At 53.9% G+C, this 26572-nt stretch carries 24 protein-coding genes and 1 pseudogene; 18 read left to right on the top strand and 7 right to left on the bottom strand.

Going from position 1 to position 26572, the window contains the following annotated elements; translation table 11 throughout:
• The first annotated feature begins 25 nt into the window (after positions 1-25).
• The 6 genes from purF (at position 26) to hisP (ending at position 5666) form a co-directional block, all read left to right on the top strand.
• Positions 26-1543, top strand: coding sequence for an amidophosphoribosyltransferase (purF, locus tag RTM06_RS13730; protein ID WP_101763639.1), 1518 nt, complete (start codon positions 26-28; stop codon positions 1541-1543).
• A gap of 116 nt (positions 1544-1659) precedes the next feature.
• Positions 1660-2229 (top strand): UbiX family flavin prenyltransferase, encoded by a 570-nt coding sequence (locus RTM06_RS13735; protein WP_061717852.1) that lies wholly within the window; start codon positions 1660-1662, stop codon positions 2227-2229.
• A 278-nt stretch (positions 2230-2507) separates the two neighbouring features.
• Positions 2508-3290, top strand: a complete 783-nt coding sequence (gene argT, locus RTM06_RS13740; protein ID WP_101763640.1) for a lysine/arginine/ornithine ABC transporter substrate-binding protein ArgT — start codon at positions 2508-2510, stop codon at positions 3288-3290.
• Between the two features lie 194 nt (positions 3291-3484).
• Complete coding sequence (locus tag RTM06_RS13745) at positions 3485-4171, top strand: histidine ABC transporter permease HisQ (RefSeq protein ID WP_312182839.1); 687 nt, start codon at positions 3485-3487, stop codon at positions 4169-4171.
• Positions 4168-4884 (top strand): ABC transporter permease, encoded by a 717-nt coding sequence (locus RTM06_RS13750; RefSeq protein WP_008105190.1) that lies wholly within the window; start codon positions 4168-4170, stop codon positions 4882-4884. The genes RTM06_RS13745 and RTM06_RS13750 overlap by 4 nt, the downstream gene beginning before the upstream one ends.
• 8 nt (positions 4885-4892) lie before the next feature.
• Positions 4893-5666, top strand: coding sequence for a histidine ABC transporter ATP-binding protein HisP (gene hisP / locus RTM06_RS13755; protein ID WP_008105186.1), 774 nt, complete (start codon positions 4893-4895; stop codon positions 5664-5666).
• A 171-nt stretch (positions 5667-5837) separates the two neighbouring features.
• On the opposite strand, the gene RTM06_RS13760 is transcribed toward hisP, so the two are convergent.
• Positions 5838-6785 carry a sugar-binding transcriptional regulator gene (locus RTM06_RS13760; RefSeq protein WP_256696982.1) on the bottom strand — a complete coding sequence of 316 codons (948 nt, stop codon included), beginning with the start codon at positions 6783-6785 and terminating at the stop codon, positions 5838-5840.
• A 195-nt stretch (positions 6786-6980) separates the two neighbouring features.
• Here RTM06_RS13760 and dalD point away from each other — a divergent pair, with 195 nt between their 5' ends.
• Genes dalD through RTM06_RS13775 form a run of 3 tightly spaced genes read left to right on the top strand, consistent with a single transcriptional unit; the run spans position 6981 to position 11158 of the window.
• Complete coding sequence (gene dalD / locus RTM06_RS13765) at positions 6981-8375, top strand: D-arabinitol 4-dehydrogenase (protein ID WP_312182842.1); 1395 nt, start codon at positions 6981-6983, stop codon at positions 8373-8375.
• 10 nt (positions 8376-8385) lie between these two features.
• Positions 8386-9855 (top strand): xylulokinase, encoded by a 1470-nt coding sequence (gene xylB, locus RTM06_RS13770; protein WP_312182844.1) that lies wholly within the window; start codon positions 8386-8388, stop codon positions 9853-9855.
• A 22-nt stretch (positions 9856-9877) separates the two neighbouring features.
• Entirely contained in the window at positions 9878-11158 is a 1281-nt protein-coding gene (locus RTM06_RS13775) for an MFS transporter (protein WP_312182846.1), read from the top strand.
• 28 nt (positions 11159-11186) lie between these two features.
• Here the strand turns inward: RTM06_RS13775 and RTM06_RS13780 are convergent, their stop codons facing one another.
• Positions 11187-12080 carry a TIGR01777 family oxidoreductase gene (locus RTM06_RS13780; RefSeq protein WP_312182848.1) on the bottom strand — a complete coding sequence of 298 codons (894 nt, stop codon included), beginning with the start codon at positions 12078-12080 and terminating at the stop codon, positions 11187-11189.
• A 204-nt stretch (positions 12081-12284) separates the two neighbouring features.
• Here RTM06_RS13780 and yfcF point away from each other — a divergent pair, with 204 nt between their 5' ends.
• Both yfcF and yfcD read left to right on the top strand, forming a co-directional pair.
• Positions 12285-12926, top strand: coding sequence for a glutathione transferase (yfcF, locus tag RTM06_RS13785; protein WP_008105173.1), 642 nt, complete (start codon positions 12285-12287; stop codon positions 12924-12926).
• A 111-nt stretch (positions 12927-13037) separates the two neighbouring features.
• Positions 13038-13583 carry an NUDIX hydrolase YfcD gene (yfcD, locus tag RTM06_RS13790; RefSeq protein WP_007889295.1) on the top strand — a complete coding sequence of 182 codons (546 nt, stop codon included), beginning with the start codon at positions 13038-13040 and terminating at the stop codon, positions 13581-13583.
• Positions 13584-13630: 47 nt separating this feature from the next.
• Here the strand turns inward: yfcD and RTM06_RS13795 are convergent, their stop codons facing one another.
• The 3 genes from RTM06_RS13795 to ackA all read right to left on the bottom strand — a co-directional run bounded on the left by RTM06_RS13795 (position 13631) and on the right by ackA (position 18438).
• The gene (locus RTM06_RS13795; protein WP_312182851.1) at positions 13631-14890 is read right to left on the bottom strand and encodes a 4-aminobutyrate--2-oxoglutarate transaminase; all 1260 of its coding nucleotides are present in this window, start codon (positions 14888-14890) and stop codon (positions 13631-13633) included.
• Positions 14891-15017: 127 nt separating this feature from the next.
• Positions 15018-17162, bottom strand: a complete 2145-nt coding sequence (gene pta / locus RTM06_RS13800) for a phosphate acetyltransferase (protein WP_008105167.1) — start codon at positions 17160-17162, stop codon at positions 15018-15020.
• 73 nt (positions 17163-17235) lie between these two features.
• The gene (gene ackA, locus RTM06_RS13805; RefSeq protein ID WP_256696973.1) at positions 17236-18438 is read right to left on the bottom strand and encodes an acetate kinase; all 1203 of its coding nucleotides are present in this window, start codon (positions 18436-18438) and stop codon (positions 17236-17238) included.
• 338 nt (positions 18439-18776) lie between these two features.
• Here ackA and yfbV point away from each other — a divergent pair, with 338 nt between their 5' ends.
• From yfbV to RTM06_RS13820, 3 genes are all read left to right on the top strand, one after another.
• Entirely contained in the window at positions 18777-19229 is a 453-nt protein-coding gene (gene yfbV / locus RTM06_RS13810; RefSeq protein WP_256696972.1) for a terminus macrodomain insulation protein YfbV, read from the top strand.
• Between the two features lie 150 nt (positions 19230-19379).
• Positions 19380-19874 carry a YfbU family protein gene (locus RTM06_RS13815; RefSeq protein WP_008105160.1) on the top strand — a complete coding sequence of 165 codons (495 nt, stop codon included), beginning with the start codon at positions 19380-19382 and terminating at the stop codon, positions 19872-19874.
• 14 nt (positions 19875-19888) lie between these two features.
• A complete protein-coding gene (locus RTM06_RS13820; protein ID WP_256696971.1) occupies positions 19889-20548 on the top strand; it encodes a sugar phosphatase in 660 nt (219 codons plus the stop codon).
• Between the two features lie 27 nt (positions 20549-20575).
• Here RTM06_RS13820 and yfbR read toward each other — a convergent pair whose 3' ends face one another.
• Together yfbR and RTM06_RS13830 are read right to left on the bottom strand one after the other, a co-directional pair.
• The gene (gene yfbR / locus RTM06_RS13825) at positions 20576-21175 is read right to left on the bottom strand and encodes a 5'-deoxynucleotidase (RefSeq protein WP_008105157.1); all 600 of its coding nucleotides are present in this window, start codon (positions 21173-21175) and stop codon (positions 20576-20578) included.
• Positions 21176-21245: 70 nt separating this feature from the next.
• The gene (locus RTM06_RS13830) at positions 21246-22463 is read right to left on the bottom strand and encodes a pyridoxal phosphate-dependent aminotransferase (RefSeq protein WP_256696970.1); all 1218 of its coding nucleotides are present in this window, start codon (positions 22461-22463) and stop codon (positions 21246-21248) included.
• A 968-nt stretch (positions 22464-23431) separates the two neighbouring features.
• Here RTM06_RS13830 and lrhA point away from each other — a divergent pair.
• The 4 genes and pseudogenes from lrhA to RTM06_RS13850 form a co-directional block, all read left to right on the top strand.
• Entirely contained in the window at positions 23432-24355 is a 924-nt protein-coding gene (gene lrhA / locus RTM06_RS13835; protein WP_007889314.1) for a transcriptional regulator LrhA, read from the top strand.
• A 661-nt stretch (positions 24356-25016) separates the two neighbouring features.
• Positions 25017-25460, top strand: coding sequence for an NADH-quinone oxidoreductase subunit A (locus RTM06_RS13840; protein WP_007889316.1), 444 nt, complete (start codon positions 25017-25019; stop codon positions 25458-25460).
• 15 nt (positions 25461-25475) lie between these two features.
• A complete protein-coding gene (locus tag RTM06_RS13845; RefSeq protein WP_312182856.1) occupies positions 25476-26156 on the top strand; it encodes an NADH-quinone oxidoreductase subunit B in 681 nt (226 codons plus the stop codon).
• A 116-nt stretch (positions 26157-26272) separates the two neighbouring features.
• Positions 26273-26572: pseudogene (locus RTM06_RS13850) on the top strand (NADH-quinone oxidoreductase subunit C/D); the annotation flags it as partial.

Here is a 26572-nt window from a genome sequence, read left to right on the forward strand (position 1 = left end):
GTGCGGCTAATGAGGAAAAGACAATATGTGCGGTATTGTTGGTATCACCGGTTTTATGCCAGTAAACCAGTCAATCTATGACGCGTTAACGGTGCTTCAGCACCGCGGGCAGGATGCCGCCGGCATTTGTACCATCGATGCTATTAACTGCTTCCGTTTGCGTAAGGCTAACGGCCTGGTCAGCGATGTGTTCGAAGCACGCCACATGCAGCGTTTGCAGGGCAACATCGGCATTGGCCATGTGCGCTACCCAACCGCAGGCAGCTCCAGCGCCTCTGAAGCGCAGCCTTTCTACGTGAACTCCCCTTACGGCATCACGTTGGCGCATAACGGCAACCTGACCAATGCCCATGAACTGCGTAAACAGCTGTTCGAAACGGGTCGCCGTCACGTCAATACCACCTCAGATTCCGAAATCCTGCTGAATATCTTTGCGCAGGAGCTGGACCGTTTTCAGCACTATCCGCTGGAAGCTGACAACATTTTTGCTGCGGTGGCGGCGGTGCATCAGCAGGTGCGCGGCGCTTACGCAGTGGTTTCAATGATTATCGGACACGGCATGGTCGCCTTCCGCGATCCCAACGGTATTCGTCCGCTGGTGCTGGGCAAGCGCGTTATCGCCGACGGCCGCACCGAATACATGGTGGCGTCAGAAAGCGTGGCGCTGGATACGCTGGGCTTCGAGTTCATTCGTGACGTAGCACCAGGCGAAGCGGTGTACATCACCGAGCAGGGCCAGCTCTCGACGCGTCAGTGCGCCGAGAACCCGAAAACCAATCCATGCCTGTTCGAGTACGTCTATTTTGCCCGTCCGGACTCCTTCCTCGACAAAATCTCGGTGTACAGCGCGCGCGTGCGCATGGGCACCAAGCTGGGTAACAAAATTGCCCGCGAGTGGGAAGATCTGGATATTGATGTGGTGATTCCGATTCCGGAAACTTCGACCGATATCGCGCTGGAAATCGCGCGCATCCTTGACAAGCCGTATCGTCAGGGCTTCGTGAAAAACCGCTACGTTGGCCGTACCTTTATCATGCCGGGACAGCAGCAGCGTCGCAGCGCGGTTCGCCGTAAGCTGAACGCCAACCGCGCTGAGTTCCGTGATAAGAACGTGTTGCTGGTGGATGACTCCATCGTACGCGGCACCACGTCTGAGCAAATCATTGAGATGGCACGTGAAGCGGGCGCGAAAAAAGTGTATCTCGCCTCGGCGGCACCGGAAATTCGTTTCCCGAACGTCTACGGCATCGATATGCCTAGCGCGACCGAACTGATTGCGCACGGCCGTGAAGTTAATGAGATTTGCCAGCTGATCAAAGCCGATGCGCTGATTTTCCAGGATCTCAACGATCTGATTGAAGCGGTACGTGAAGAGAATCCGGATATCGCCAACTTCGAGTGCTCGGTATTTAACGGCATCTACGTCACCAAAGACGTCGATCAACAGTACCTTGAGTATCTGCAGTCGCTGCGTAATGACGATTCCAAAGCCATTGCGCGTCAGACTGAAGTGGAAGGGCTGGAGCTGCACAACGAAGGCTAAGCCGGAGGTTGTGGCAAAGTAAAAGCAGGGCGGGCGCAATCCCGCCCTGTTTGTTTTTGTATTTTTGTTCAGCGAGCCGCTATCATTGCCGCAATCTGAACCTGCAAGGCTGAATTATGAAACGACTGATCATTGGTATTTCCGGCGCCAGCGGCGCGATCTACGGCGTGCGCATGTTGCAAGTGCTGCAACCGCTGGCGGAGGTGGAAACCCATTTAGTGATCAGCCCCGCCGCGCGGCAAACGCTGGCGCTGGAGACCGATTTCAGCCTGCGTGAAGTGCAAGCGATGGCCGATGTGGTGCATGACGTACGCGATATCGCTGCCAGCATCTCATCCGGATCCTACAAAACCCTCGGCATGGCGATTGCGCCGTGCTCGATGAAAACGCTGTCGGGCATTGTGCACAGCTACAGCGACAGCCTGCTGACCCGCGCCGCTGACGTGGTGCTGAAAGAGCAGCGTAAACTGGTGCTGTGCGTGCGTGAAACGCCGCTGCATTTGGGACATCTGCGCATGATGACCACGGCGGCTGAATTGGGCGCGCTGATCATGCCGCCGGTGCCGGCGTTTTATCATCGTCCGCAATCGATCGGCGATTTAGTCGATCAAACGGTGAATCGCGTGCTCGATCAGTTCGATATTGAGCTACCGGAAGATCTTTTCACTCGCTGGAGTGGCGCATAATGGTGCATTAATGCACTGCTCGTGTGCAAATTCGCGTGTGCGATCACTCTTCGTGCATCTTGTGCACCAAAAGTTAACAATGTCGCTTTTTCTTCCTCACACCGCTGTTATATTTCCCTCACAAACTAAGTGCTTGCGCCGCTAACCGGCGCAGTATTTAGCGCGCTTGTGCAGCGTTTCGCCAATTCGCATAACTGGCATGAAACCTGCACAGCTTACAGCGCAAACCAACACATCACGCACCACATAACAATAAGCACTTCACTTGAGGGTTACCTATGAAAAAGCGAGTTCTGGCTCTTTCTCTGATGCTGACAATGGTAAGTAGCGCGAGCGTCTTCGCCGCTGTACCGCAGTCGCTGCGCATCGGAACTGACCCGACTTATCCGCCATTCGAATCCAAGAACGCGCAAGGTCAGCTGGTGGGCTTTGATATCGATCTGGCGAACGAAATTTGTAAACGTATCAAGACTAAATGTACTTATGTGGAAAGTGATTTCGATGCGCTGATCCCGTCGCTGAAAGCGAAGAAGATCGACGCCATCATCTCTTCTCTGTCAATTACCGAAAAGCGTCAGGAAGAGATCAACTTCTCTGAAAAACTGTATGCGGCGAACGCGCGCTTAGTGGCACCGAAAGGTTCTACGCTGCAACCGACCATTGAATCCCTGAAAGGGAAAAACATCGGTCTGCTGCAGGGCACCACCCAGGAAACCTATGCAAAAGAGTACTGGCAGCCAAAAGGTGTCACCGTTACGCCTTACGCTAACCAGGATCTGGTGTATCAGGATCTGAATGCCGGTCGTATTGATGCCGCGTTCCAGGACGAAGTGCAGGCGAGCGAAGGTTTCCTGAAGCAGCCTGTTGGCGCTAAATATGCGTTTGCCGGTCCGGCAGTGAAAGACGACAAGATCTTCGGCGTCGGTACCGGTATGGGCTTGCGTAAAGATGACGCCGATCTGAAGGCCGCGATCGATAAAGCTTTTGTTGAGATGCGTAAAGACGGCACTTACGACAAGATTGCTAAGAAGTACTTTGATTTCAACGTGTACGGCGATTAATTATCCTGTTTCCTAATCCTGGTCTGTGAAAGGCAGGAAGGTTGCACATAAGTATTCACTCCGGGCGCTTACCTATGTAAACTGCCCGGCTTCATACGCTTGCCGCCATCCATCCTGCGATTCAAATTCCCTGGTTAGGACTGTCCGTCAGTTGGGCAGCGTTTGTAACTTACCCTCACGACAGGATTGAACCCATGTTGTATGGCTATTCCGAAGTAATCCTCAAGGGCACCCTTGTGACGCTGGAGCTGGCGCTCAGTTCCGTGTTGCTGGCGGTGGTGCTCGGCTTGATTGGCGCTGGCGCCAAACTTTCCCGCAGTCGCCCGCTGGCGATGTTGTTTGAAGGCTACACCACCTTAATCCGCGGTGTGCCCGATTTGGTGTTGATGCTGCTGATCTTCTACGGTCTGCAGATCGCGCTGAATACCCTCACCGATGCGCTGGGACTGGCGCAGTTTGATATCGATCCGATGGTCGCCGGTATCATCACGCTCGGCTTTATCTACGGCGCTTACTTCACCGAAACCTTCCGTGGTGCGTTTCTGGCGGTGCCTAAAGGGCAGATCGAAGCGGCAACCGCGTTCGGATTCACCGGCTCGCAAACCTTCCGTCGCATTCTGTTCCCGGCCCTGATGCGCTTTGCGCTGCCGGGCATCGGTAACAACTGGCAGGTTATTCTCAAAGCCACGGCGCTGGTTTCGCTGCTGGGGCTGGAAGATGTGGTGAAAGCCACGCAGCTGGCGGGCAAAAGCACCTGGCAGCCGTTCTACTTCGCCATCGTGGCGGGTGTGATTTATCTGGTGTTTACCACGCTGTCGAACGGCGTGCTGTGGTGGCTTGAACGTCGCTACACGGTGGGTGTGAAAAGGGCAGAGCTATGATTGAGATTATTCAGGAGTATTGGAAACAGCTGCTCTGGACCGATGGTTACCGTTTTACCGGCATCGCGATTACGCTGTGGTTATTGATCATCTCGGTGGTGATTGGCGGTTCGCTCGCCGTGCTGCTGGCGATTGCGCGCGTCTCTTCTAACCGCTTTATCTCCACGCCAGTTTGGCTGTTCACCTATGTGTTTCGCGGCACGCCGCTGTATGTGCAGCTGCTGGTGTTCTACTCCGGCATGTACACGCTGGAAGTGGTGAAAGGCACTGAGCTGCTGAACGCTTTCTTCCGCAGTGGACTTAACTGTACGCTGCTGGCGTTCACGCTGAATACCTGCGCCTATACCACCGAAATCTTTGCCGGTGCGATTCGTTCGGTGCCGCACGGGGAAATCGAAGCGGCGCGCGCCTATGGCTTCTCGCCGTTTAAATTGTATCGCTGCATCATTCTGCCTTCGGCGCTGCGTACCGCGCTGCCGGCGTACAGCAACGAAGTGATCCTGATGCTGCACTCCACCGCGCTGGCGTTTACCGCGACGGTGCCGGATCTGTTAAAAATCGCGCGCGATATCAACTCGGCCACCTATCAGCCGTTTACCGCGTTTGGCATCGCTGCGGTGTTGTATCTGATTATCTCTTACGGGCTGATTAGCTTGTTCCGCAAAGCTGAACAACGCTTCCTGGCGCACGTAAAACCTTCTTCATCGCATTGAGTATCACTATGGCTGACAATAAATTAAGCGTTACCGAACTGCACAAACGTTACGGTGAACATGAAGTTCTGAAAGGCGTATCGCTGCAGGCGAATGCCGGCGATGTGATCAGCATTATTGGCTCGTCCGGTTCCGGGAAAAGTACCTTCTTACGCTGCATTAACTTCCTCGAGAAACCGAGCGAAGGCACCATTGTGGTCAACAACCAGCAGATCAATCTGGTGCGCGACACCGATGGCCAACTGAAAGTCGCGAATAAAGAGCAGCTGCGTATGCTGCGTACGCGTCTGACGATGGTGTTTCAGCACTTCAACCTGTGGAGCCACATGACGGTGCTGGATAACGTCACCGAAGCGCCGATTCAGGTGCTGGGGCTGAGCAAGGCGGAAGCGCGTGAGCGGGCGATTAAGTATCTGGATAAAGTCGGCATTGATGCGCGTGCGCGTGCCAAATATCCGGTGCATCTCTCTGGTGGTCAGCAGCAGCGCGTGTCGATTGCGCGTGCGTTGGCGATGGAGCCCGAAGTGTTGCTGTTTGACGAACCCACTTCGGCGCTGGATCCAGAGCTGGTCGGCGAAGTACTGCGCATCATGCAGAAGCTGGCGGAAGAGGGCAAAACCATGGTGGTGGTGACGCACGAGATGGAGTTTGCTCGTCACGTCTCTAATCATGTGATCTTCCTGCATCAGGGCAAGATTGAGGAACAAGGTTCGCCGGATGAGCTGTTCGGTAACCCGAAAAGCCCACGCTTGCAGCAGTTTTTAAAGGGATCGTTGAAGTAGATTGTGCCCGCTGTCCCCCATCCTGGTCCGTGCTGGCTGCCCCCCTCCTCGGTCCTCCCCCATAAATGGGGGAGGAAGATCCTGCAATATGTCAGTGTTGAAGTTGCATGTGGCAGCGTCTCCTTCCCCCGCGGGCGGGGGAATGCCGGGATGGGGGATAGCAAGCACCCTCTATCCCCGCAACAACTTCAGCGCCGTATCCTCATCGGTCACCAGACCTGACACCCAGCCGCCCTGCAACGCCGCGCGGATCGCCGGATATTTACGTTCGCTGCCGGCAAAGCCAATAATCTGGCGTTGCGTCTTACTCTCCAGCAACACGCTGGTGAGCAGTTCATCGGTTTCACCCAATACGCGTTCACCTTGCTGATTGAAAAAATGCCCCAGCATTTCGCCCACCACGCCGCGTGCGTTGAGCGCTGCTACTTGCGCATCGGTGATAAAGCCTTCGGCATGCAGCGGACAACCGGGTTGCACTTCACCAATGCCGACGAAGGCGACATCCGCCTGCAATGCGCGCTGTGTCACGCGTTGATAAACCTGATGCTGAATCCACATCGCTTTGTCTTCGGGCGTATCCGCATACAGCGGCGCAGGAATGAAAAAATATTTTCCCTGCATCTTCTCTGCCATCTTCAGCGGCACGTCGTAACGCGTACCCGAATCGTCCCGCGCAATCGCGCCAATCATCGACACGCATTGATGCTGTGGTCGCTCAACCCAGGGAAGCACATCGATCATCGAGCGCAGCGTCTTACCAGAACCAATGCCAAACACCTGCGGCTGCTCCTCGCTGATGTATTGCGCCATCACGGCCGCGCCTTCAACTGCCAGCATCTGCTGAATAGCGTCATCATCCAGATTGGCGGAAGGCACCACGCGACACAGTTGCAGGCCAAACTTCTCCTGAACCTCGCGCGCCAGATGCAAACAGTGGGTGACGGGATGATCGATCTTTACGCTGACCATGCCCATTTCACGCGCGCTGGAGACCAAACGCTGCGCCACCTGACGCGACAATCCTAATGCGCGCGCAATCTCCTGCTGCGTTACGCCCGCCACGTAATACATCCAAGCTGCACGTGCTGCCAGTTCTTGTTTTTTCTCTTCTCTGCTCATCGCGCTGTTCCGTCAAAATCGGTGCGCCATGTTAACGCGAGATGCCGGTTAAGTGTTAACTGAGCAAAAGCCCTAAAAAAGAGCAAAAGTATTAATTGTGATTTGGCTCGCAGAACATGGCTGCGGGCTCGCACTATGCTACGCGTCATCGGGCAAATGCCCTTAATCTTGGCAAATGTTTATTTTGAGGCAGCTATGACCAATCAATCAGTGTGGATGCATATCGGCGCAGGCTCTTTTCACCGTGCTCATCAGGCATGGTATCTGCATAAATTACGTGCAGAGGGCGATGACAGCTGGAGCATCGCCCTCGGCAATATCCGCGAGGATGCCGCGCCGTTGCTGCAGAAACTCGCTGCGCAAGATGGCGAGTACGTGCTGGAAACTGTGACGCCAGAGGGCGAACATACCTACGAAACCATCACTTCACTGCGTAAAATCCTGCCGTGGGATAGCAATATCAGCGCGCTGGTTGAGCAGGGTGCGAAAAGTGAAACCCGCGTGATTGGTTTTACCGTCACTGAAGCCGGTTACTATTTGACGCCAGAATTCGAACTGGACCTGACGCAACCGGATGTACAGGCCGATGTGAAAGGCGACATCCGCACGATTTATGGCGCGCTGGCGCGCATCCTCACGCAGCGCCTGGCGAACGGTGGCGCGCCGGTTACGCTGCTCAACTGCGATAACCTGCGCCACAACGGCGAACGTTTTCGTCACGGCTTCCTGGCATTTCTTGCGGCTAAAGGTGACAGCGCCTTAGCGAATTGGGTGCGCGAAAATACCACCTCGCCCAATACCATGGTGGATCGCATTACGCCGCGCCCGACGCCGGATGTGGCTGAGCGCGTCAAGGCCGCCACCGGTAAGGACGATGGCGCATCAGTGATGGCCGAATCCTTTATTCAATGGGTGATTGAAGATGACTTCATTGCCGGTCGCCCGGCGCTGGAGAAGGTTGGCGTTGAGCTGGTGGAATCGGTATTGCCGTGGGAAGAGGCGAAAATCCGTATCCTCAACGCCACGCATGCGGCGATTGCCTGGGCAGGCACGCTGATTGGCCTCAATTACATCGATGACAGCACGCGTCAGCCAACGATTTATCAGTTGGCGTATGACTACGTGACGCAGGATGTGATGCCATCGCTGTCGCCAAGCCCGCTGAATTTGGCTGAGTACCGCGATGTGGTTCTGGCGCGCTTCAGTAATCCCTATATCAAAGACACCAACCAGCGTGTAGGTGCGGATGGTTTGTCGAAAATCCCCGGCATGGTGACGCCAACACTGCGCGAATGCTATCAGCGCGGTGCAGAACCAGCGGCCACCGCCATGCTGCCTGCGCTGTTCTTCCTGTTCCTGCAGCGCTGGGCCAGTGATGATTTGCCTTACACCTATCAGGATGGCGTGCTGCAAGCCGATGCGCTGCGCCAGCAGTTTAGCCGCTCCGATGCTCTGAACGCTTTCCTCAGCGATAGCGCGCTGTTTGGCGAGCTGGCACAGGAGAAGGCATTTCATGCGCTGGTGACGCGCAGCGTGGCGGATCTGCAGCTGTGGCTGAAACAGCCAGAACGCGCGCTGGCCGCAGTGTAAGGAGCGCAGCATGTATCTGGGAATTGATATTGGTACTTCGGAGCTCAAAGCGCTGATCATCAATGCGCAGGGCGAGATCATCGCCTCGAATCACGTCACGCTCCACGTGCAGCGCCCGCATGCGCACTGGGCGGAGCAGGATCCGGAACGCTGGTGGCAAGCGTGTGGTGAAGTGCTTGCTGGATTACGCCAGCAGGCTGCACAGGCGTGGAGCGAGATTCGCGCCATTGGCTTGTCGGGACAAATGCACGGCGCGGTGCTGCTGGATGCGCAGGGCAAGGTGCTGCGCCCGTGCATTCTGTGGAATGACACGCGCAGCGCGCCGCAGTGTGAAGCGTTGAGCAGGCAACATCCAGAGATGATGCAAGTTAGCGGCAATATGATCATGCCTGGCTTCACCGCACCCAAACTGCGCTGGGTGGCAGAACATGAGCCAGAGATTTTTCGTCGCATCGACAAAGTGCTGCTGCCGAAAGATTATCTGCGCTGGCGTTTGACTGGACGCTTTGTCAGTGAACCTTCAGATGCGGCGGGCACGCTGTGGCTTGACGTAGCAAAGCGCGACTGGTCTGATGAATTGCTGGCTATCACTGGACTAACGCGCGCCAACATGCCGGAGCTTGTGGAAGGCAGCGTCGTCAGCGCCACATTAAAAGCCGATCTGGCAAGTGAATGGGGTTTATCGGCCGCAGTCTGCGTGGCGGGCGGCGCGGGCGACAATGCTGCTTCGGCAGTCGGCGTTGGCGCGGTCAATCCGGGCGATGCCTTTATCTCGCTGGGAACCTCCGGCGTGATCTTTGTGGTCAACGATCGCTTACTGGCCGATCCGCAATCGGGCGTGCACGCTTTCTGCCACGCCTTGCCCGAACGCTGGCACCAGATGAGCGTGATGCTCAGTGCCGCCAGCTGCCTGCGCTGGCTGTGTAATTTGCTCTCCGTTACCGAAAGCCAACTGATGGAAGAGATGGCACAGCTCAGCGAAGAGCAGCGGCGGCATGCGCCGGTTTTCCTGCCCTATCTTTCCGGTGAACGCACACCGCACAACGATCCTGACGCCTCCGGTTCCTTCTTCAATCTGCGCCATGAAACGCCACGCGCGCTGCTCGGCTACGCGGTGATTGAAGGCGTGGCTTTTGGTCTGGCCGACGGTTTCGCGGTGCTCGGCGATGCGCAGCGCCAGATTCAGCAGTGCAGCCTGACCGGCGGCGGGGCGCGAAGCACGCTGTGGGCGCAGTTGATCGCCGATGTGCTGCAACTACCGATCGTCACGCATCCCGCCAGCGCGTCCGGCGCTTTAGGGGCTGCGCGTCTGGCGTGGCTGGCGGATGGTGGTGTGGAGAGCGAAGTTTGCCTTAAACCGCCGGTGCAGGCGCGTTATCAGCCAGATGCTGCGCGCGGCAAGGTGCTGCAGCAGCGATTGCAGCTGTTCCGCACGCTCTATGCCCAACAACAGCAGGCGCGAGCATTGCTACCTGAATAATTCCAGACAGAGGATGAATGAGATGCAATCGAATGATTACTGGTTTGGCTTACCGAAAAAGATGTTCTGGGGCTTCCTCGCCATTGCTATTTTTATGGCGGGTGACGGCTTTGAAATGGCGTTTCTATCGCGCCATATCACCGATATGGGCTTCACGCCGGCGCAGTCAGCGGTGGTGTTTACCTTCTACGGACTGGCGGCGGCATTGGCAGCCTGGGCATCGGGCGTGGTGGCGGAACTGATTACGCCTCAGCGTGCCATGATGATTGGTTTCGTGCTGTGGATCGTGATGCACACGCTGTTTATGTCGTTGGGTCTTGGCATGCGCAACTATCCGCTGATGGTGCTGTTCTACGGCATTCGCGGTCTGGCGTATCCGCTATTCATTTACTCATTCATGATGATGCTGGTACAGGTGCTGCCGCGTGAAAAACTGGCGGCCGCCACCGGTTGGTTCTGGGCGATGTATTCCGTCGGCATCGGTGTGGTTGGCAGCTATTTGCCGAGTCTGACCATCCCGATGCTGGGCGAAACCGGTACGCTGTGGCTGGCGATCATTTGGGTTGCCTGCGGTGGCGTGCTGGCTTACTTCAGCTTGCGTCATGTGCCGGTTGACCGTTCACGCGTCAATTTGCCGATGCGCGACAAAATGACCGAAATGTCGCGCGCGGTAACCATTCTGTTTACCAACCAGCACGTGTTTTATGCTTGCCTGATTCGCATCATTAACACGCTGTCGTTGTTTGGTTTCGCCATTATCATGCCGCTGCTGTTCGTTGATCGCCTTGGTTTTACCATTTCCGAGTGGCTGCAAATCTGGGCGGTATTCTTCTTCGTCACCATTTTTACTAACATCTTCTGGGGCATTACCGGCGAGAAACTGGGTTGGATCCGTCAGGTGCGCTGGTTTGGCTGCCTTGGTATGGCCATCTCCAGTCTGGCGTTTTACTACCTGCCGCTGTATGCCGGGCATAACTTCTGGGTGGCGTTGATTCCGGCGGTGATGTTAGGGATTTTTGTTGCCGCCTTTGTACCGATGACCGCAGTGTTTCCAACGCTCGAGCCGCATCATAAAGGTGCTGCGGTATCCATTTACAATCTGTCGGCTGGACTGAGTAACTTTGTTGCGCCTGCGATCGCTTCGGTGATGTTGCCGTTTTTCGATATCGTTGGCGTGGTGTGGGCGTATACCGCGCTGTATGTATTTGCTGGTGTACTGACCTTTATTATTCGTGTGCCGCAGCCGGGACATACGCATGAACCGGCTGCGTTGAAATCACGTGTTGTGCAGCAGCGGAGTTAGTTTAACCAGGTCGCCATTAATGGCGACCCTACACGACATCCCGCAAGGCTTCCTCTAAGTCGTACCAGCGAAAACCAAAGCCTGACTCTTCTAAGCGCTTCGGCAGCACATGTTGTCCGCCGAGCACCAGCACCGCCGATTCGCCCATCATCAGCTTGATGGCGCTGGCTGGCGTGCGCATAAAGGCCGGACGATGCATTACATGGCCGAGCGTGGCGGCGAACTGCTCATTGCGCACCGCATAGGGCGCAACCATGTTGAAGGGGCCGCGCAGTTCAGCATGGTCGATCAACCACAGCATCGCGTTAACTAAATCGTCGATGTGAATCCACGGCAGATACTGTTTGCCGCTGCCAATTGGGCCGCCGACGCCAAGCTTAAACGGCAGTTTCATCTTCGATAACGCGCCACCTTCTTTCGCCAGCACCACGCCAGTTCGCATTAGGCAGACGCGGGTGCGATCGCTCTGTGCAGTCAGCGCCAGTTGCTCCCAACGGGCGCACAGCGCATGGGTAAACTCGTCGTGCCCCGGATCCTCTTCGGTCAGCACCAAATCGCCGGTATCGCCATAAAAGCCGGTAGCCGAGCCGGAAATCAAAAATTGTGGGGGATTGCTGCTGGCATGAATCAGCGACACCAGTTGCTCGGTAATCTGCCAGCGGCTTTCGCATAGCCGCTGCTTCTGCTGTTCGGTCCAGCGTTTATCGGCGATCGGTTCGCCCGCGAGATTGATAACACCATCAATGCCATTTAAATCAGTTTGCTGATGGATGCCGGACCACAGCGCGACGCTGGCGTCGAGTTTCTCGCGTGCGGCGGCGACATCGCGCGTCACAACGCTCACCTGATGGCCAAGCTGCAACAAACGCGGAATCAGGTTGCGGCCAATCAGGCCGGTGCCGCCGGTGATCAGTAAATGCATGTTGAGCCTCCTTGTCATTTTTTATCTGCTCAGATTGAGCATAGAAGAGAAGCGTGCGCGCGGCGTGACTCTGCTTACGCTTATGAAGAAAAAGGAAAAGTCAGCGCTGGTCTTAGCAGCTAAAGATCCGACCAGCGCACCATTGCCTTAACAAATAAAAATCGGTAAACATGATGCACACCTGACGCTTTTCTGAGGCAGCCAATGAATTATCCAACCATTACTTTGTGGTCAGATTCTTGCTTTTTCAGCCCTTACGCCATGTCGGTTTATGTTGCGCTCACCGAGAAGGGCATTCCCTTCACCCTTAAGCGCGTCGATTTATCGCAGAATGCGCAGTGGGATGAGGAATACCGCGCGCTGTCGCTGACCTGCCGTGTGCCGACGCTGCAAATCGATGATGTGCTGCTGACGGAATCTTCAGCGATTGCTGAGTACTTGGAAGAGCGTTTTCCGGCGCCAGAGTTCGAGCGGCTCTATCCGCGCGATCGTGAGAAACGGGCGCATGCGCGCGAAGTGCAGGCATGGCTGCGCAGCGACTTAATGGCGCTGCGCTCAGAGCGCCCCACCGAAGTGCTGTTCGCCGGCGAACGCTTTGCGCCGCTTACGCCGGCAGGTGAGCAAGCTGCCAACAAACTCATTGCTGCGGTGCAGCGCCTTTTGCCTGATGGACAGCAAAATCTGTTTGGCGAATGGTCGATTGCGGATACCGATTTAGCCGTGATGATTAATCGCCTGGCGCTGCACGGCGATGCGCTGCCGGTGAAGCTGCAACACTATGCGGAGTTCCAGTGGCAGCGTGCTTCGGTGCAACTCTGGTTAGCGGAATCGGGTAAAACACGCTGAGCACGATGCGCCTTGCGATGGCGAAAAGAACGCTTTACCTTACCGCTCATTCTAATAAAGCATGGCAAACAGGCGCGTGCTGGGCACGCCGAAAACAGAAAAGGGTTACGGATGGTGGATCAAACGGCAGGTGACGGTATCGAGTGGGTTGATATCGTTAACGAAGAGAACGAAGTCATTGCGCAGGCCAGCCGTGCGCAGATGCGTGCGCAGTGTCTGCGTCATCGCGCTACTTATATTGTGGTGCACGATGGTATGGGCAAAATTCTGGTGCAGCGTCGTACTGAAATCAAAGACTTCATGCCGGGTATGCTGGACGCCACTGCCGGTGGCGTGGTGCAGAGCGGAGAAGACCTGCTGGAATCGGCGCGTCGTGAAGCGGAAGAGGAATTGGGTATCGCGGCCGTTCCATTCGCCGAACACGGCCAGTTCTATTTTGAAGATCAGCATTGCCGCGTATGGGGCGGGCTGTTCAGCTGCGTTTCCCATGGCCCGTTTGCCATGCAGGAAGAGGAAGTGGATGAGATCTTCTGGATGACGCCGGAAGAGATCACCGCACGCTGTGATGAGTTCACCGATGATTCGCTTAAGGCGTTGTCACTGTGGCTGAGCCGTAACAGCGACGCTGCTCGTCGTAAGCAGAGCAGCGAAGCATAATCTTACCGTAGGGTCGTCATTTATGGCGACCTGATCACCTACGTTTCTTAATGTTCCCGCAGAATACCCGTCAACAGCGTCAAAGCATCCTCGAACTGCGCATCGGGAATAGTCAGCGGATAGAGGAAGCGGATCACGTTGCCGTACACGCCACAGGTTAGCAGAATCAAACCTTTTTCCAGCGCCTGCTGCTGAATAGCTTTGGCAATCTCCGCCGACGGCTTGCCCGCCGCATCATTGAATTCCGCCGCCATCATTGAGCCATAACCACGAATTTCCGCCAGCGCTTTACAATCTGCTCGCTGCAACGTCTGTTTTAATCGGCTGCCAAGCTGGTTGGCGCGGCTGCACAGCGCCTCTTCTTCGATAATGTCTAACACCGCCAGCGCCGCCGCAATCGCCGGTGGACTGCCAGCATAGGTTCCGCCCAGGCCGCCGGGTTCTGGCGCATCCATGACTTCTGCGCGTCCCGATACCGCCGAGAGCGGGAAACCGCCAGCCAGACTTTTCGCCATGGTGATGATATCAGGCTGCACGGCGTAATAGTCGCTGGCGAACAGCTTGCCAGTGCGCGCAAAACCGCTCTGGATCTCATCGGCGATCAGCAGTATGCCGTGGCGATCGCACAACTCCCGTAGCGCAACGACAAACTCTGGCGGCGCACTGTAGAAACCGCCTTCGCCCTGAACCGGTTCAAAGATAATGGCCGCCACCTGCTGCGGACTGATATCGCTGCGGAAAATCGCTCCCAGGCTGTCGAGCGCATCACTAACGGTGACGTTGTGCAGCGCGTTGGGATAGCGCGCGTGAAAGACCGGGCTGGCGAAGGGGCCGAAGCCGGTTTTATACGGCACCACTTTACCGGTTAGCGACATTGTCATATTGGTACGACCGTGAAACGCACCGGTGAAAGCGATGATGCCGGGACGACCGGTGGCCGCACGCGCAATTTTCACCGCGTTTTCGACCGCTTCTGCACCGGTCGAGAAAAAGGTGGTTTTCACCGCGCCGTTAATCGGTACTAACGCATTAAGCCGCTCAGCCAGGTGAATGTAGTTCTCATAAGGGATGATTTGAAATGCGGTGTGGGTAAAACATTCAAGCTGCTGCTGTACCGCCGCCATCACTTTCGGGTGACGATGTCCGGTGTTAAGCACCGCGATGCCTGCGGCAAAATCGGTGTATTCGCGGCCATGCTGATCCCACACCGTGGCGTTTTCGGCTTTCACCGCATAGAAATCACACATCACACCTACGCCACGCGGCGTGGCTTGTAAACGACGGCTGTGCACATCACTGTTGCTCATTATTCACCTCGCAATTAGCGGCAGACTTCAATCAGTGTTAGCGCAGCGCAGGGTTTATGCCAGTGAAGTGCGGGGCAAAAAAAAGCACGCACCGAAGTGCATGCTTTTTTGCCGGGCCGGGAAGGGACTAGCCTTCGGCCTGCTGGGACTGAATCGCCGTCAATGCGATGGTGTAGACGATGTCATCCACCAGGGCGCCGCGTGACAGGTCGTTCACCGGCTTACGCATGCCTTGCAGCATCGGCCCGATGGAGATCAGGTCAGCAGAACGCTGTACCGCTTTGTAAGTGGTGTTACCGGTGTTCAGATCCGGGAAGATGAACACGGTAGCGCGACCGGCAACCGCAGAGTTTGGCGCTTTGGATTTGGCGACGTCTTCCATAATCGCGGCGTCGTACTGCAGCGGACCATCGATAACCAGATCCGGGCGTTTTTCCTGCGCGATGCGCGTGGCTTCACGCACTTTCTCAACGTCGCTACCGGCACCGGAGTTACCGGTGGAGTAGGAGATCATTGCGACGCGTGGATCGATACCGAAGGCTTTGGCTGAATCGGCAGACTGAATCGCAATTTCTGCCAGCTGTTCTGGATTGGGATCCGGGTTGATGGCGCAGTCGCCATACACCAGAACCTGCTCCGGCAGCAGCATGAAGAACACCGACGACACCAGCGAGCTGTTTGGCGCGGTTTTGATCAGCTGCAGCGGTGGACGAATGGTGTTCGCCGTGGTGTGAACCGCGCCGGATACCAGACCGTCAACTTCGCCGCTCTCCAGCATCATGGTGCCGAGCACCACGTTGTCTTCCAGCTGCTCCTGCGCCACCACTTCGGTCATGCCTTTGCTCTTACGCAGCTCAACCAGACGCGGCACATAGTTTTCGCGCACCACTTCTGGATCGACAATCACGATGCCTTTGCCGAGTTCAACACCCTGCGCCGCCGCAACACGCTGAATCTCTTCCGGGTTGCCGAGCAGCACACAGGTGGCGATGCCGCGTTCGGCGCAAATCGCTGCGGCTTTGACGGTACGTGGCTCGTCGCCTTCTGGCAGCACGATGCGTTTGCCGGCTTTGCGCGCCAGCTCGGTGAGTTGGTAACGGAATGCCGGTGGAGACAGGCGACGGCTGCGTTCTGAGGTCGCGGTCAGTGATTCCACCCAATCCTCGTTGATGAAGCTGGCCACGTACTCCTGCACTTTTTCGATGCGCTGCGTATCGTCAGTCGGCACTTCCAGGTTGAAGCTCTGCAGGCTGAGCGACGTCTGCCAGGTGTTGGTTTTCACCATAAAGACCGGCAGGCCGGTCTGGAACGCACGTTCGCACAGGCGTGCGATTGGCGCTTCAATCTGATATCCACCGGTCAACAGCACTGCACCGATTTCAACGCCATTCATCGCGGCTAAACAGGCGGCAACCAGCACATCAGGACGATCGGCGGAAGTCACCAGCAGTGAACCCGGACGGAAGTGCTCCAGCATGTGCGGAATGCTACGCGCACAGAAGGTCACGGATTTCACACGGCGCGTCTGGATTTCACCTTCGTTGATGATATCGGCGTTCAGGTGACGGCACATATCGATGGCGCGGGTAGCAATCAGATCAAAGCTCCACGGCACACAACCCAATACCGGCAGCGGGCTGTTCGCAAACAGCTGCTTAGGATCGATGTTGGCGATGCTGGCTTTAGTGGAGTCATCGAAAATCTCTGACAGATCCGGGCGCGTACGGCCTTGCTCATCCACCGGCGCATTGAGTTTGTTGATGATCACGCCAGTGATGTTTTTGTTCTTGCTGCCGCCAAAGCTGCTTTGCGTCAGTTCGATACGCTCTTTCAGTTGCGCCGGAGAATCGTTGCCCAGCGACATCACGAAGACGATTTCTGCGTTCAGGGTTTTGGCGATCTCATAGTTCAGCGCAGAGGCGAACTGATGTTTACGCGTTGGTACCAGACCTTCAACCAGCACCACTTCCGCGTCTTTGGCGTTCGCGTGGTAGTTGGCAATGATCTCTTCCATCAGCACGTCTTGCTGGTTAGAACCGAGCAGCGACTCAACGCGTGACATCTGCAGCGGTTCAGCGGCAGGAATCGCGGAGCTTTTACGGATAATGCTGGTGGTTTGGTCTGGAGCATCGCCGCCCGCACGTGGCTGGGCAATCGGCTTGAATACGCTCAGGCGCACGCCTTTGCGCTCCATGGCACGGATCACGCCGAGGCTGACGCTGGTCAGACCGACGCTGGTGCCGGTAGGAATGAGCATAATTGTACGTGACACGATAGAAACCTCTCAGGTGTTGCAGACTGTCTAAAACAACTCCGTCAGCCTAAGCTGACGGAGAGAAGTGTGTTTAAGCGGTGAGACGTGCGGCGTCTTGAGCAATCACCAACTCTTCGTTGGTTGGGATCACCACGGCCGGACGCGTGCCTTCTTTGTTGATGAAGCCAGATTTCCCGAAGCGTGCCGCCAGATTGCGCTCGTGATCAACTTCGAAGCCGAGCAGACCCAGTTTTTGCAGCGCCAGCTCGCGCACCATCGCGGCGTTTTCACCGATACCGCCGGTGAAGACCACGGCGTCCAGACGGCCTTCCATCAGCGCGGTGTAGCTGCCGATGTACTTCGCCAGACGGTGGCAGAACACATCCATCGCACGCTTGGCATCTTCTTTGGTGGCGTAGTTGTCTTCCACATAGCGGCAGTCGCTGGTGACTTCGGTCAAACCTAACAGGCCAGACTCTTTGGTCAGCAGCTTGTTGATGGAATCAACGCTCATGCCCAGGGAATCATGCAGGAAGAAGATAATGGCCGGATCAATGTCACCGCTGCGGGTGCCCATCACCAAACCTTCCAGCGGCGTCAGGCCCATTGAGGTATCAACACACTGGCCGTTGCGAATAGCAGAAACAGAACCGCCATTGCCGAGGTGGCAAGTGATGATGTTCAGTTCGCTAACCGGTTTGTTCAGCATTTTCGCGGCTTCCTGCGTCACATAGTAGTGGCTGGTGCCGTGTGCGCCGTAGCGACGAACGCCGTGCTCTTTGTACAATTTGTACGGCAGAGCATAGAGATAGGACTCTTCCGGCATTGTCTGATGGAATGCGGTGTCAAAAACCGCCACATTTTTATCGGAAAGATGCGGGAAGTTTTTCAGTGCTTCATCTATACCGATCAGATGCGCAGGATTGTGCAGTGGCGCAAATGAAGAGGCGTCTTTAATGCCTTGAATAACGGATTCGTCGATGACTACCGATTTGGTCAGCTGCTCGCCGCCGTGAACAATACGATGGCCGATTGCAGCGATTTGTGCCGAAAGCTCTGGTTTTTGTGCCAGAATAGTTTTAACCATAAAGTTCAGTGCTTCGCTGTGTGCCGCACCCGCGCCAAGCTGAGCTTCTTGTTTGCTGCCGTCCAGTTTCCACTTAATGCGTGCTTCCGGTAAGTGGAAGCATTCAGCCAGACCGGACAAGTATTCGTCGCCGGTAACAGGGTTAAGGATGGCAAACTTAAGTGAAGAACTGCCGCAGTTCAGAACCAGAACTAACTTCGTCGACATGGAAGTACCTATTTTGTTAAATAGTGGCTAAAAAAAACGCAATCAGACTAACAGCGTAGCCCATGAAAGCTGGTAGGTTAATGATAAACATCATGTGCTAGTCAAAATTTCACTGACATGCAAAAAATTTTGGTGATTTTACGCTTATTTTTGATAAGCACTTAGCGAAACATGGCTCTGGCCGCTCTATTATTGAGCTAAAGCTTCCGGTAATGTTACTGAAACGGCGTCAGAATACTCACAGTCACCCGCAAAGACAAAAACTTTTGAAGGATGTCACGTAAAGTTGTGTAGTTATCGGTTTATTTTAAATATTGCAGATTTAGTTGAGGTCTATCATGGCGAATGAGACAGACAATCCCGGCTGGTTCGGCTTGTTCCAGCGCGGACAGCGATACATGAAGACCTGGCCTGCAGACAAGCGCCTGGCGCCGGTGTTTCCTGAAAATCGCGTGGTCAATGCAACCCGCTTTGCCATTCGTTTTATGCCGCCGCTGGCGATTTTCACGCTGACGTGGCAAATCGCGATGGGTGGACAACTCGGTCCAGCAATTGCCACCGCGCTGTTTGCCTGCAGCCTGCCGATGCAAGGATTATGGTGGTTGGGGAAACGTTCTGTGACGCCGTTGCCGCCGACGTTGCTGCAGTGGTTTCATGAAGTGCGCACCAAGCTGGAAGAAGCGGGGCAGGCAATTGCACCGGTTGATGGTAAGCCGACATATCAGTCGCTCGCCGATGTGTTGAAACGGGCCTTCAAACAGCTCGATCGCACTTTCCTCGACGATCTTTGATCTGCTGACGCCTTTATCTTTTAGAGAATTTGAGCCAAATCCCGGTTCAAATCAAAGAAAAGTGGTGCGGACATACACGCATCACTCTCCTTGTGTAATCATTTCTTCATTGTTTAAATCTTAAGCGGCCGTCTGGCCCGGGAGCAAACCATGGAAATGACCCACGCCCAACGATTGATCCTCTCCAATCAATACAAAATGATGGCCATGCTGGAGCCTGATAACGCTGAGCGTTATCGTCGTTATCAGACCATTATTGAACGCGGCTATGGCTTGCAGTTACGTGAACTCGATAAAGAGTTCGGCGAGCTAACTGAAGCGACCTGTCGCCTGCTGATCGATATTATGGAAATGCACCATGCGCTGCATGTTTCCTGGTCGAATCTCAAAGATGGCAGCGCGATTGACGAGCGCCGCCTGGCTTTTCTTGGTTTTGATGCGGCTACCGAAGCGCGCTATCTCGGCTACGTGCGCTTTATGGTGAATGTTGAAGGGCGCTATACCCACTTTGATTCCGGCACCCACGGCTTCAATGCTCAAACGCCGATGTGGGAAAAATACCAACGCATGCTAACGGTGTGGCACACTTGCCCGCGTCAATATCATCTCAGCGCGAATGAGATCGCGCAGATTATCAATGCCTGAATTAGGAGCGACGCGTGAAGTACAGGGGTTTTCTGTTTGATTTAGACGGTACGCTGGTGGATTCATTGCCTGCAGTGATTCGCGCATGGTCACTGTGGGGTGAGCGCCATGGTTTGTCGGCGGAAGAGGTCCTGAGCTATATACACGGGAAGCCCGCCATCAATTCGTTGCGCCATTTCATGGCAGGGCAATCTGAAGAGGCGATTCAGGCGGAATTTCTCTGGCTTGAACGTCTTGAAGCGGAAGACACGCAAGGCGTGCAGGCGATTCCGGGTGCATTAGCGTTACTGTCAACGTTGAACGAGTTGCAGATTCCGTGGGCGATTGTGACCTCGGGTTCGATTCCTGTCGCCCACGCGCGCCATAAAGCCGCAAATCTACCGATGCCAAAAGTGTTTATTACCGCTGAGAACATCAAGCACGGTAAGCCCAATCCCGAGCCTTATTTGCTGGGTGCTGAACGTTTGGGGCTTTCAGCGACGCAGTGTGTAGTGGTTGAGGATGCGCCGGCGGGCATTATTTCAGGTTTGGATGCGGGTAGTGCGGTGATCGCCATGAATGCACCAGCCGATGCACCGCGCCTCAATGAAGTAAGCTTCCGCGTCGCAACGCTTGAACCGGTTAATGTCATCAAAGAAGACAGCGGCGAGTTTACACTTTCAATCACCGCATAAAAAAACGGGCCGATGCGGCCCGTTTTTTTACAGCGGCGTATCTTGTGATATTTCATCCAGCGACAGGCTAAAGCTGGGAATAAAGACCTCAACAAAATAATCCATTTCCGGTGAACGCCGTTGGGTGAGGGTTTTTTCCAGGCGTGCTTTGGCCAGCAGAAACTCGTTATTACCTGCCGATAATTCTTCCAGACACTTCACGTAGGCGCAAAGTGCATCCGCCTGCTTCACCACGGATTGCTCACTTTCGGTATGCAAATGTTCATCAATCAGCGGGCGATAAGCGTCCTGCAGTTCAGGCGGCAGCATATCAATGAGCTTTTGCTGCGCTATCTTTTCGATCTTTTTGTATTCGTGGGCAATCTGCGCGTTGTAGTACTTCACCGGCGTCGGTAAATCCCCGGTCAGCACTTCGCTGGCATCGTGATAGAGCGCCAGCATGGCAATGCGCTCGGCATTGAGATTGCCGTTAAACTTTTTGTTTTTGATGATGGCGAGCGCATGAGCAACCATCGCCACCTGCAAGCTATGCTCGGAGACGTTTTCAGTGCGCACATTGCGCATCAATGGCCAGCGGTTGATTAGTTTGAGGCGGGAAAGGTGGGCGAAAAAATGGCTACGAGTCATGGACGGTTCCTGTGCGCACGGCGGGGAAGATATCTTTTCCCCGAAATGCGAACAGTATACGCGTCACAATTTACTGGCGATACCCTTGTAAGAAACGACCGAACTTGCTGACGGCCATTTCCAAATCGTCCACGCGCGGCAGCGTAACAATGCGCACGTGATCCGGCCACGGCCAGTTGAACGCGGTGCCCTGAACCAACAGCACTTTCTCTTGCAACAGGAAATCCAGCACCATCTTCTGATCATCAAAGATGTTGAATTTCCTGGCATCAATACGCGGGAACATGTACAGCGCACCTTGCGGCTTCACACAGCTGACGCCTGGAATATCATTAATTAATTCCCACGCACGCTGACGCTGTTCATACAAACGGCCGCCGGGCGCGATGAATTCACTAATACTTTGATAGCCACCCAGCGCGGTTTGAATCGCATGTTGTGCCGGAACGTTGGCACACAGGCGCATCGACGCCAGCATTTCCAGCCCTTCAATATAACCTTTTGCGTGTTTCTTCGGACCGTTCAAAACCATCCAGCCCTGACGGAAGCCCGCCACGCGATAGGTTTTCGATAAGCCGTTAAAGGTCACGGTCAGCAGATCAGGGGCCAGCGCAGCAATTGAATGATGTTGTGCTTCGTCGTAGAGAATCTTGTCGTAGATTTCATCGGCGAAAATAATCAGATTGTGCTGGCGCGCAATTTCAACAATCTCCAGCAACAACTCTTTGCTGTAAACCGCGCCGGTCGGGTTATTCGGATTAATGATGACAATGCCACGGGTGCGCGGGGTGATCTTGCTACGGATATCATCCAGATCAGGGAACCAACCTGCTGATTCATCACACAGATAATGCACCGCTTTGCCACTCGACAGCGAAACGGCGGCGGTCCACAGCGGATAATCCGGTGCAGGTACCAGCATTTCATCGCCGCTGTTGAGCAATGCCTGCATCGCTTGCACAATCAGTTCAGATACGCCGTTACCAATATAGATGTCTTCAACGGTGACATCGCGCATGTCACGCGCCTGGTAATGCTGCATGATCGCCTTACGCGCCGAATACAGCCCTTTAGAGTCGCAATAACCCTGCGAGCTCGGCAGATTGCGAATGACATCGACCAGGATTTCATCAGGTGCTTCAAAACCAAATGGGGCAGGGTTGCCGATATTCAGCTTGAGAACTTTGTTGCCTTCTTCTTCAAGACGTTTAGCTTCTTTCAGTACCGGACCACGGATGTCATAACAGACATTTTCCAGCTTGCCGGATTTATCAATTTGAAAATTCATCGTTACCGCCTTTATGGGCAGAGTCCTTTAACCTGCCACCAAAAATCAAACTCGCCCAATTTACTCTTCTCACCCCAACAAAAGAAGGGCACCGCTGGGTTTTGGCGCGTTTGCCATTCTTTCCCGCTTCGCATGGCGTAAAAGTCATTGAAAATCAATTAATCTGGTTTATTAGTCCACAAATGTGAAGAATGATAAGATTAAACACTGGTAAGCTGTGCCTGACGTGTAAATGCCTTCTTCCATTCGCATCCGGGACTATTCAGAAATTTTTCAGTCACAATTGGCTTAAAAAAATATTAGCGACCAGACGAAATAGTTAAAGGATTCTTGTTAGATGGCGAAAAAGTGTCTGGTAAGGATTAAGTTCTGGCTGGCGTCTTAAAATGAAGTGCATTCTTATTCACTTAACAAGGGCGAGATTAAGCGTCAGTAACGGACCTAATATCGTGTAAAACAGTCTTAAAATAGCATTTACACTGTCACTTTAACGCTGATGCTCAAGATTCAGAACCAGGAGGGCTTAAAAAAAGAGCAGCGTTATGGCAGGATCTGTGCGGAAAGGCTTTTGGTCAAAAATTGCGATGTTTTGAACAAAAACATTTCCATTTATAACGTAAAAATGATTAAGTATAATTTATTATTTGATGCACTTTATCGCTTCGCATCTACATAACATGATGTTATTTCTTTTTAGCCCGCAGGGACTTTACGCGGGATACATAGACAACTACGCAGCTTCCAGCACCTGTACGACATACGTTTTCGGCCCAGAAGTTCTGCTGTCTATAATGACGACGCTGCTCTGTTCTCAGAGTGGTGCGATCGTCGGCATCCGCCTGACAAAATTTTTTCATGGCAGCTCCACACAGGGCTGTCATTAAGCACCATTGCCTCTTATCTCTTTGATAAGTCGGGTAATACACCAGGGTAGTAGTTTTAAAAAATCTTATAAGTGAAGAAAAAACATGACTAATGCAAATCGTCCGATACTGAATCTCGACCTCGATCTGCTGCGTACATTTGTTGCCGTTGCCGATCTGAACACTTTTGCAGCAGCCGCTGCCGCCGTGTGCAGAACGCAGTCAGCAGTGAGTCAGCAGATGCAACGTCTGGAACAATTGGTAGGTAAAGAGCTGTTTGCCAGACATGGACGTAATAAATTGCTGACGGAGCATGGCATTCAACTGCTGGGTTACGCCAGGAAAATCCTTCGTTTTAATGACGAAGCTTGCACCTCTTTAATGTACAGCAACATCCAGGGCGTTCTGACCATTGGCGCTTCAGATGATACCTCAGATACCATTCTGCCGTTCCTGCTTAACCGCGTAACGTCGGTCTATCCGAAGCTGGCCATTGATGTGCGTGTTAAGCGCAACCCGTTCATGATGGAAATGCTTAACCAAGGTGAAGTCGATCTGGTTGTGACGACGTCCAGCCCAGGAAACTTTACTCATCAGGTACTGCGTACTTCGCCAACGTTGTGGTACTGCGCGGCAGATTATATCTTCCAGCGCGGGGAAGCCATTCCTTTGGTCCTGCTGGATGAGCCAAGCCCGTATCGCGATATGGCGATTGATCACCTCAACGAGGCTGGCATTCCGTGGCGCATCTCGTATGTTGCTTCTACGTTGGCTGCCGTTCGTGCGGCAGTTAAAGCTGGCTTGGGTGTAACAGCACGTCCAGTCGAGATGATGAGCCCAGAATTGCGAGTGATGGGCGCGGCAGAAGGTTTGCCAGTGCTACCGGATACTCAATATCTGCTGTGCCGCAATCCAGACAGCGATAACGAACTGGCGCTGGCCATCTTCAATGCCATGCAGTCTACCAATGATCCTTACAATCTGAGCGCTAATCCAGACGGTACTTTGCTGCTGGATGACGAAGAGTAAGGGCTACAGTTGCTGGTAATTCCTCGCATATGGAATACCGGTTAATTGTTAAAACGTATAAAAACGAGTCTTAGCGAGGTAATTACCCGCTAAGGCTTTTTTTTATGCCATTAAACTTGTCATTTTAGATGTAATTCCCTCGACTTTATTTCGATCTCATTCTTAAATATGAAACACGTTCCATTTTTATCCAACTTGGAATGGTTTTATCAATTCGTGCCAACTTTTCCGGAGCACTTGCCCGTCCTCTTCGCTGTTTTTTGCAGCATAAAACCCAGTTATGTGCTTTAGATCAAAAAAATACCCCTGATAAGGGGGGGGAATCTCGGGCGAGACCTGTCAAAATATGATTGTTAAATGCACGATCCACGCATGTGAATACCCGCTACACTAAAATTAACCTCACAAACTGAAGCGATTTAGCTGGCGCTTCGAAGGTTGAATGTTAATAATATGATGCAGCTGTAAAATAATGTTTGGATACTTTTGTCAAAGTTGACAAAAGGTTATAGAAAGGAGTAAAAACCCCTATAAAATTGCTGCTTTATTGCTAATGACAGCAAAATTTATAAGGTTTTTTATCCTTCCCTTGAATCGATGTGGTGTGTTTGCTGCAACAGAGCAGGATGCCATCACCACTTTTGATGAGTAAGCAAAGAGTATGTCGACAACTACAGAAGTGATCGCTCATCACTGGGCATTTATTGTTTTTATCGTTATCGCATTCGGCCTGTGTGCCTTTATGTTGACCGGTGGCTGGTTATTAGGCGGTCGTGCGCGTGCGCGACACAAGGACACTCCGTTCGAATCGGGTATTGAGTCGGTCGGTGACACTCATATTCGCCTCTCTGCAAAATTCTATCTGGTTGCGATGTTCTTCGTCATATTCGACGTCGAAGCCCTCTATTTATACGCATGGTCGACGTCCATTCGCGAAAGCGGTTGGGTCGGCTTTGTCGAAGCCGCAATTTTCATTTTGGTGCTCTTGGCAGGCCTGGTTTATCTGGTGCGCATCGGTGCGCTGGATTGGGCTCCTGCGCGTCGTCGCGTAGTGGTCAAATCTGTCCCGGTCAGTCACAGCCACACCAACCCTCATAAGCAGTAAAAGCGAGGCAATAAGATGGACTACACGCTGACACGCGTAGACCCGAACGGGGGTGGCGATAACGATCGTTATCCTCTGCAGAAACAGGAAACGGTTAACGATCCGCTGGAACAACACGTTCACCGCAGCGTCTACATGGGCAAGCTCGAGCATGCCCTGCATGACATGGTGAACTGGGGTCGTAAAAACTCTCTCTGGCCGTATAACTTCGGCCTTTCCTGTTGCTACGTGGAAATGACCACCTCCTTCACCGCGGTGCACGACGTGGCACGTTTTGGTGCCGAAGTAATGCGCGCCTCGCCACGTCAGGCTGACTTCATGGTGATCGCCGGTACGCCATTTACCAAAATGGCGCCGGTTATTCAGCGTTTATATGACCAAATGCTGGAGCCGAAATGGGTGATTTCCATGGGCGCTTGCGCTAACTCGGGTGGCATGTACGACATCTACTCAGTGGTGCAGGGCGTGGATAAATTCCTGCCGGTTGACGTGTACATTCCCGGCTGCCCGCCGCGTCCAGAAGCGTATATGCAGGCGTTGTTGCTGCTGCGCGAGTCGATTGGTAAAGAGCGTCGTCCACTGTCGTGGGTGGTCGGTGATCAGGGGGTTTATCGCGCCAATATGCAGCCAGAGCGTGAAAGAAAGCGTGGCGAGCGTATTGCCGTCACCAACCTGAGATCGCCAGACGAAGTTTAAGCTTCCCGTACACGGATGGAGCCACGGCCACAGCAGAACATCACAATTTAATGTGCGCCGCCATCCTGACGCCTTCTTTTGAGCGCCTGATTACAGGCCGGAATGGTGAGTAACGTATGACTGATTTAACCACGCAAGACCTCGCACAGCCTTCATGGCAAACCCGCGATCACCTGGATGACCCAGTGGTCGGCGAGCTGCGTAACCGTTTTGGGCCGGATGCCTTTACCGTTCAGGCTACCCGCACCGGGATTCCGGTTGTCTGGGTAAAGCGTGAACAGCTATTAGAAATTGTTGAATTCCTGCGCAAGCTGCCAAAGCCATATGTCATGTTGTATGACCTACACGGTTTTGATGAGCGCTTACGCACTAACCGCGCCGGTTTGCCCGCCGCGGATTTTTCCGTTTTCTATCAC

It is taken from the genome of Pantoea sp. CTOTU46764 (genome assembly GCF_031974595.1).
GTDB classification, from domain to species: domain Bacteria; phylum Pseudomonadota; class Gammaproteobacteria; order Enterobacterales; family Enterobacteriaceae; genus Pantoea; species Pantoea trifolii.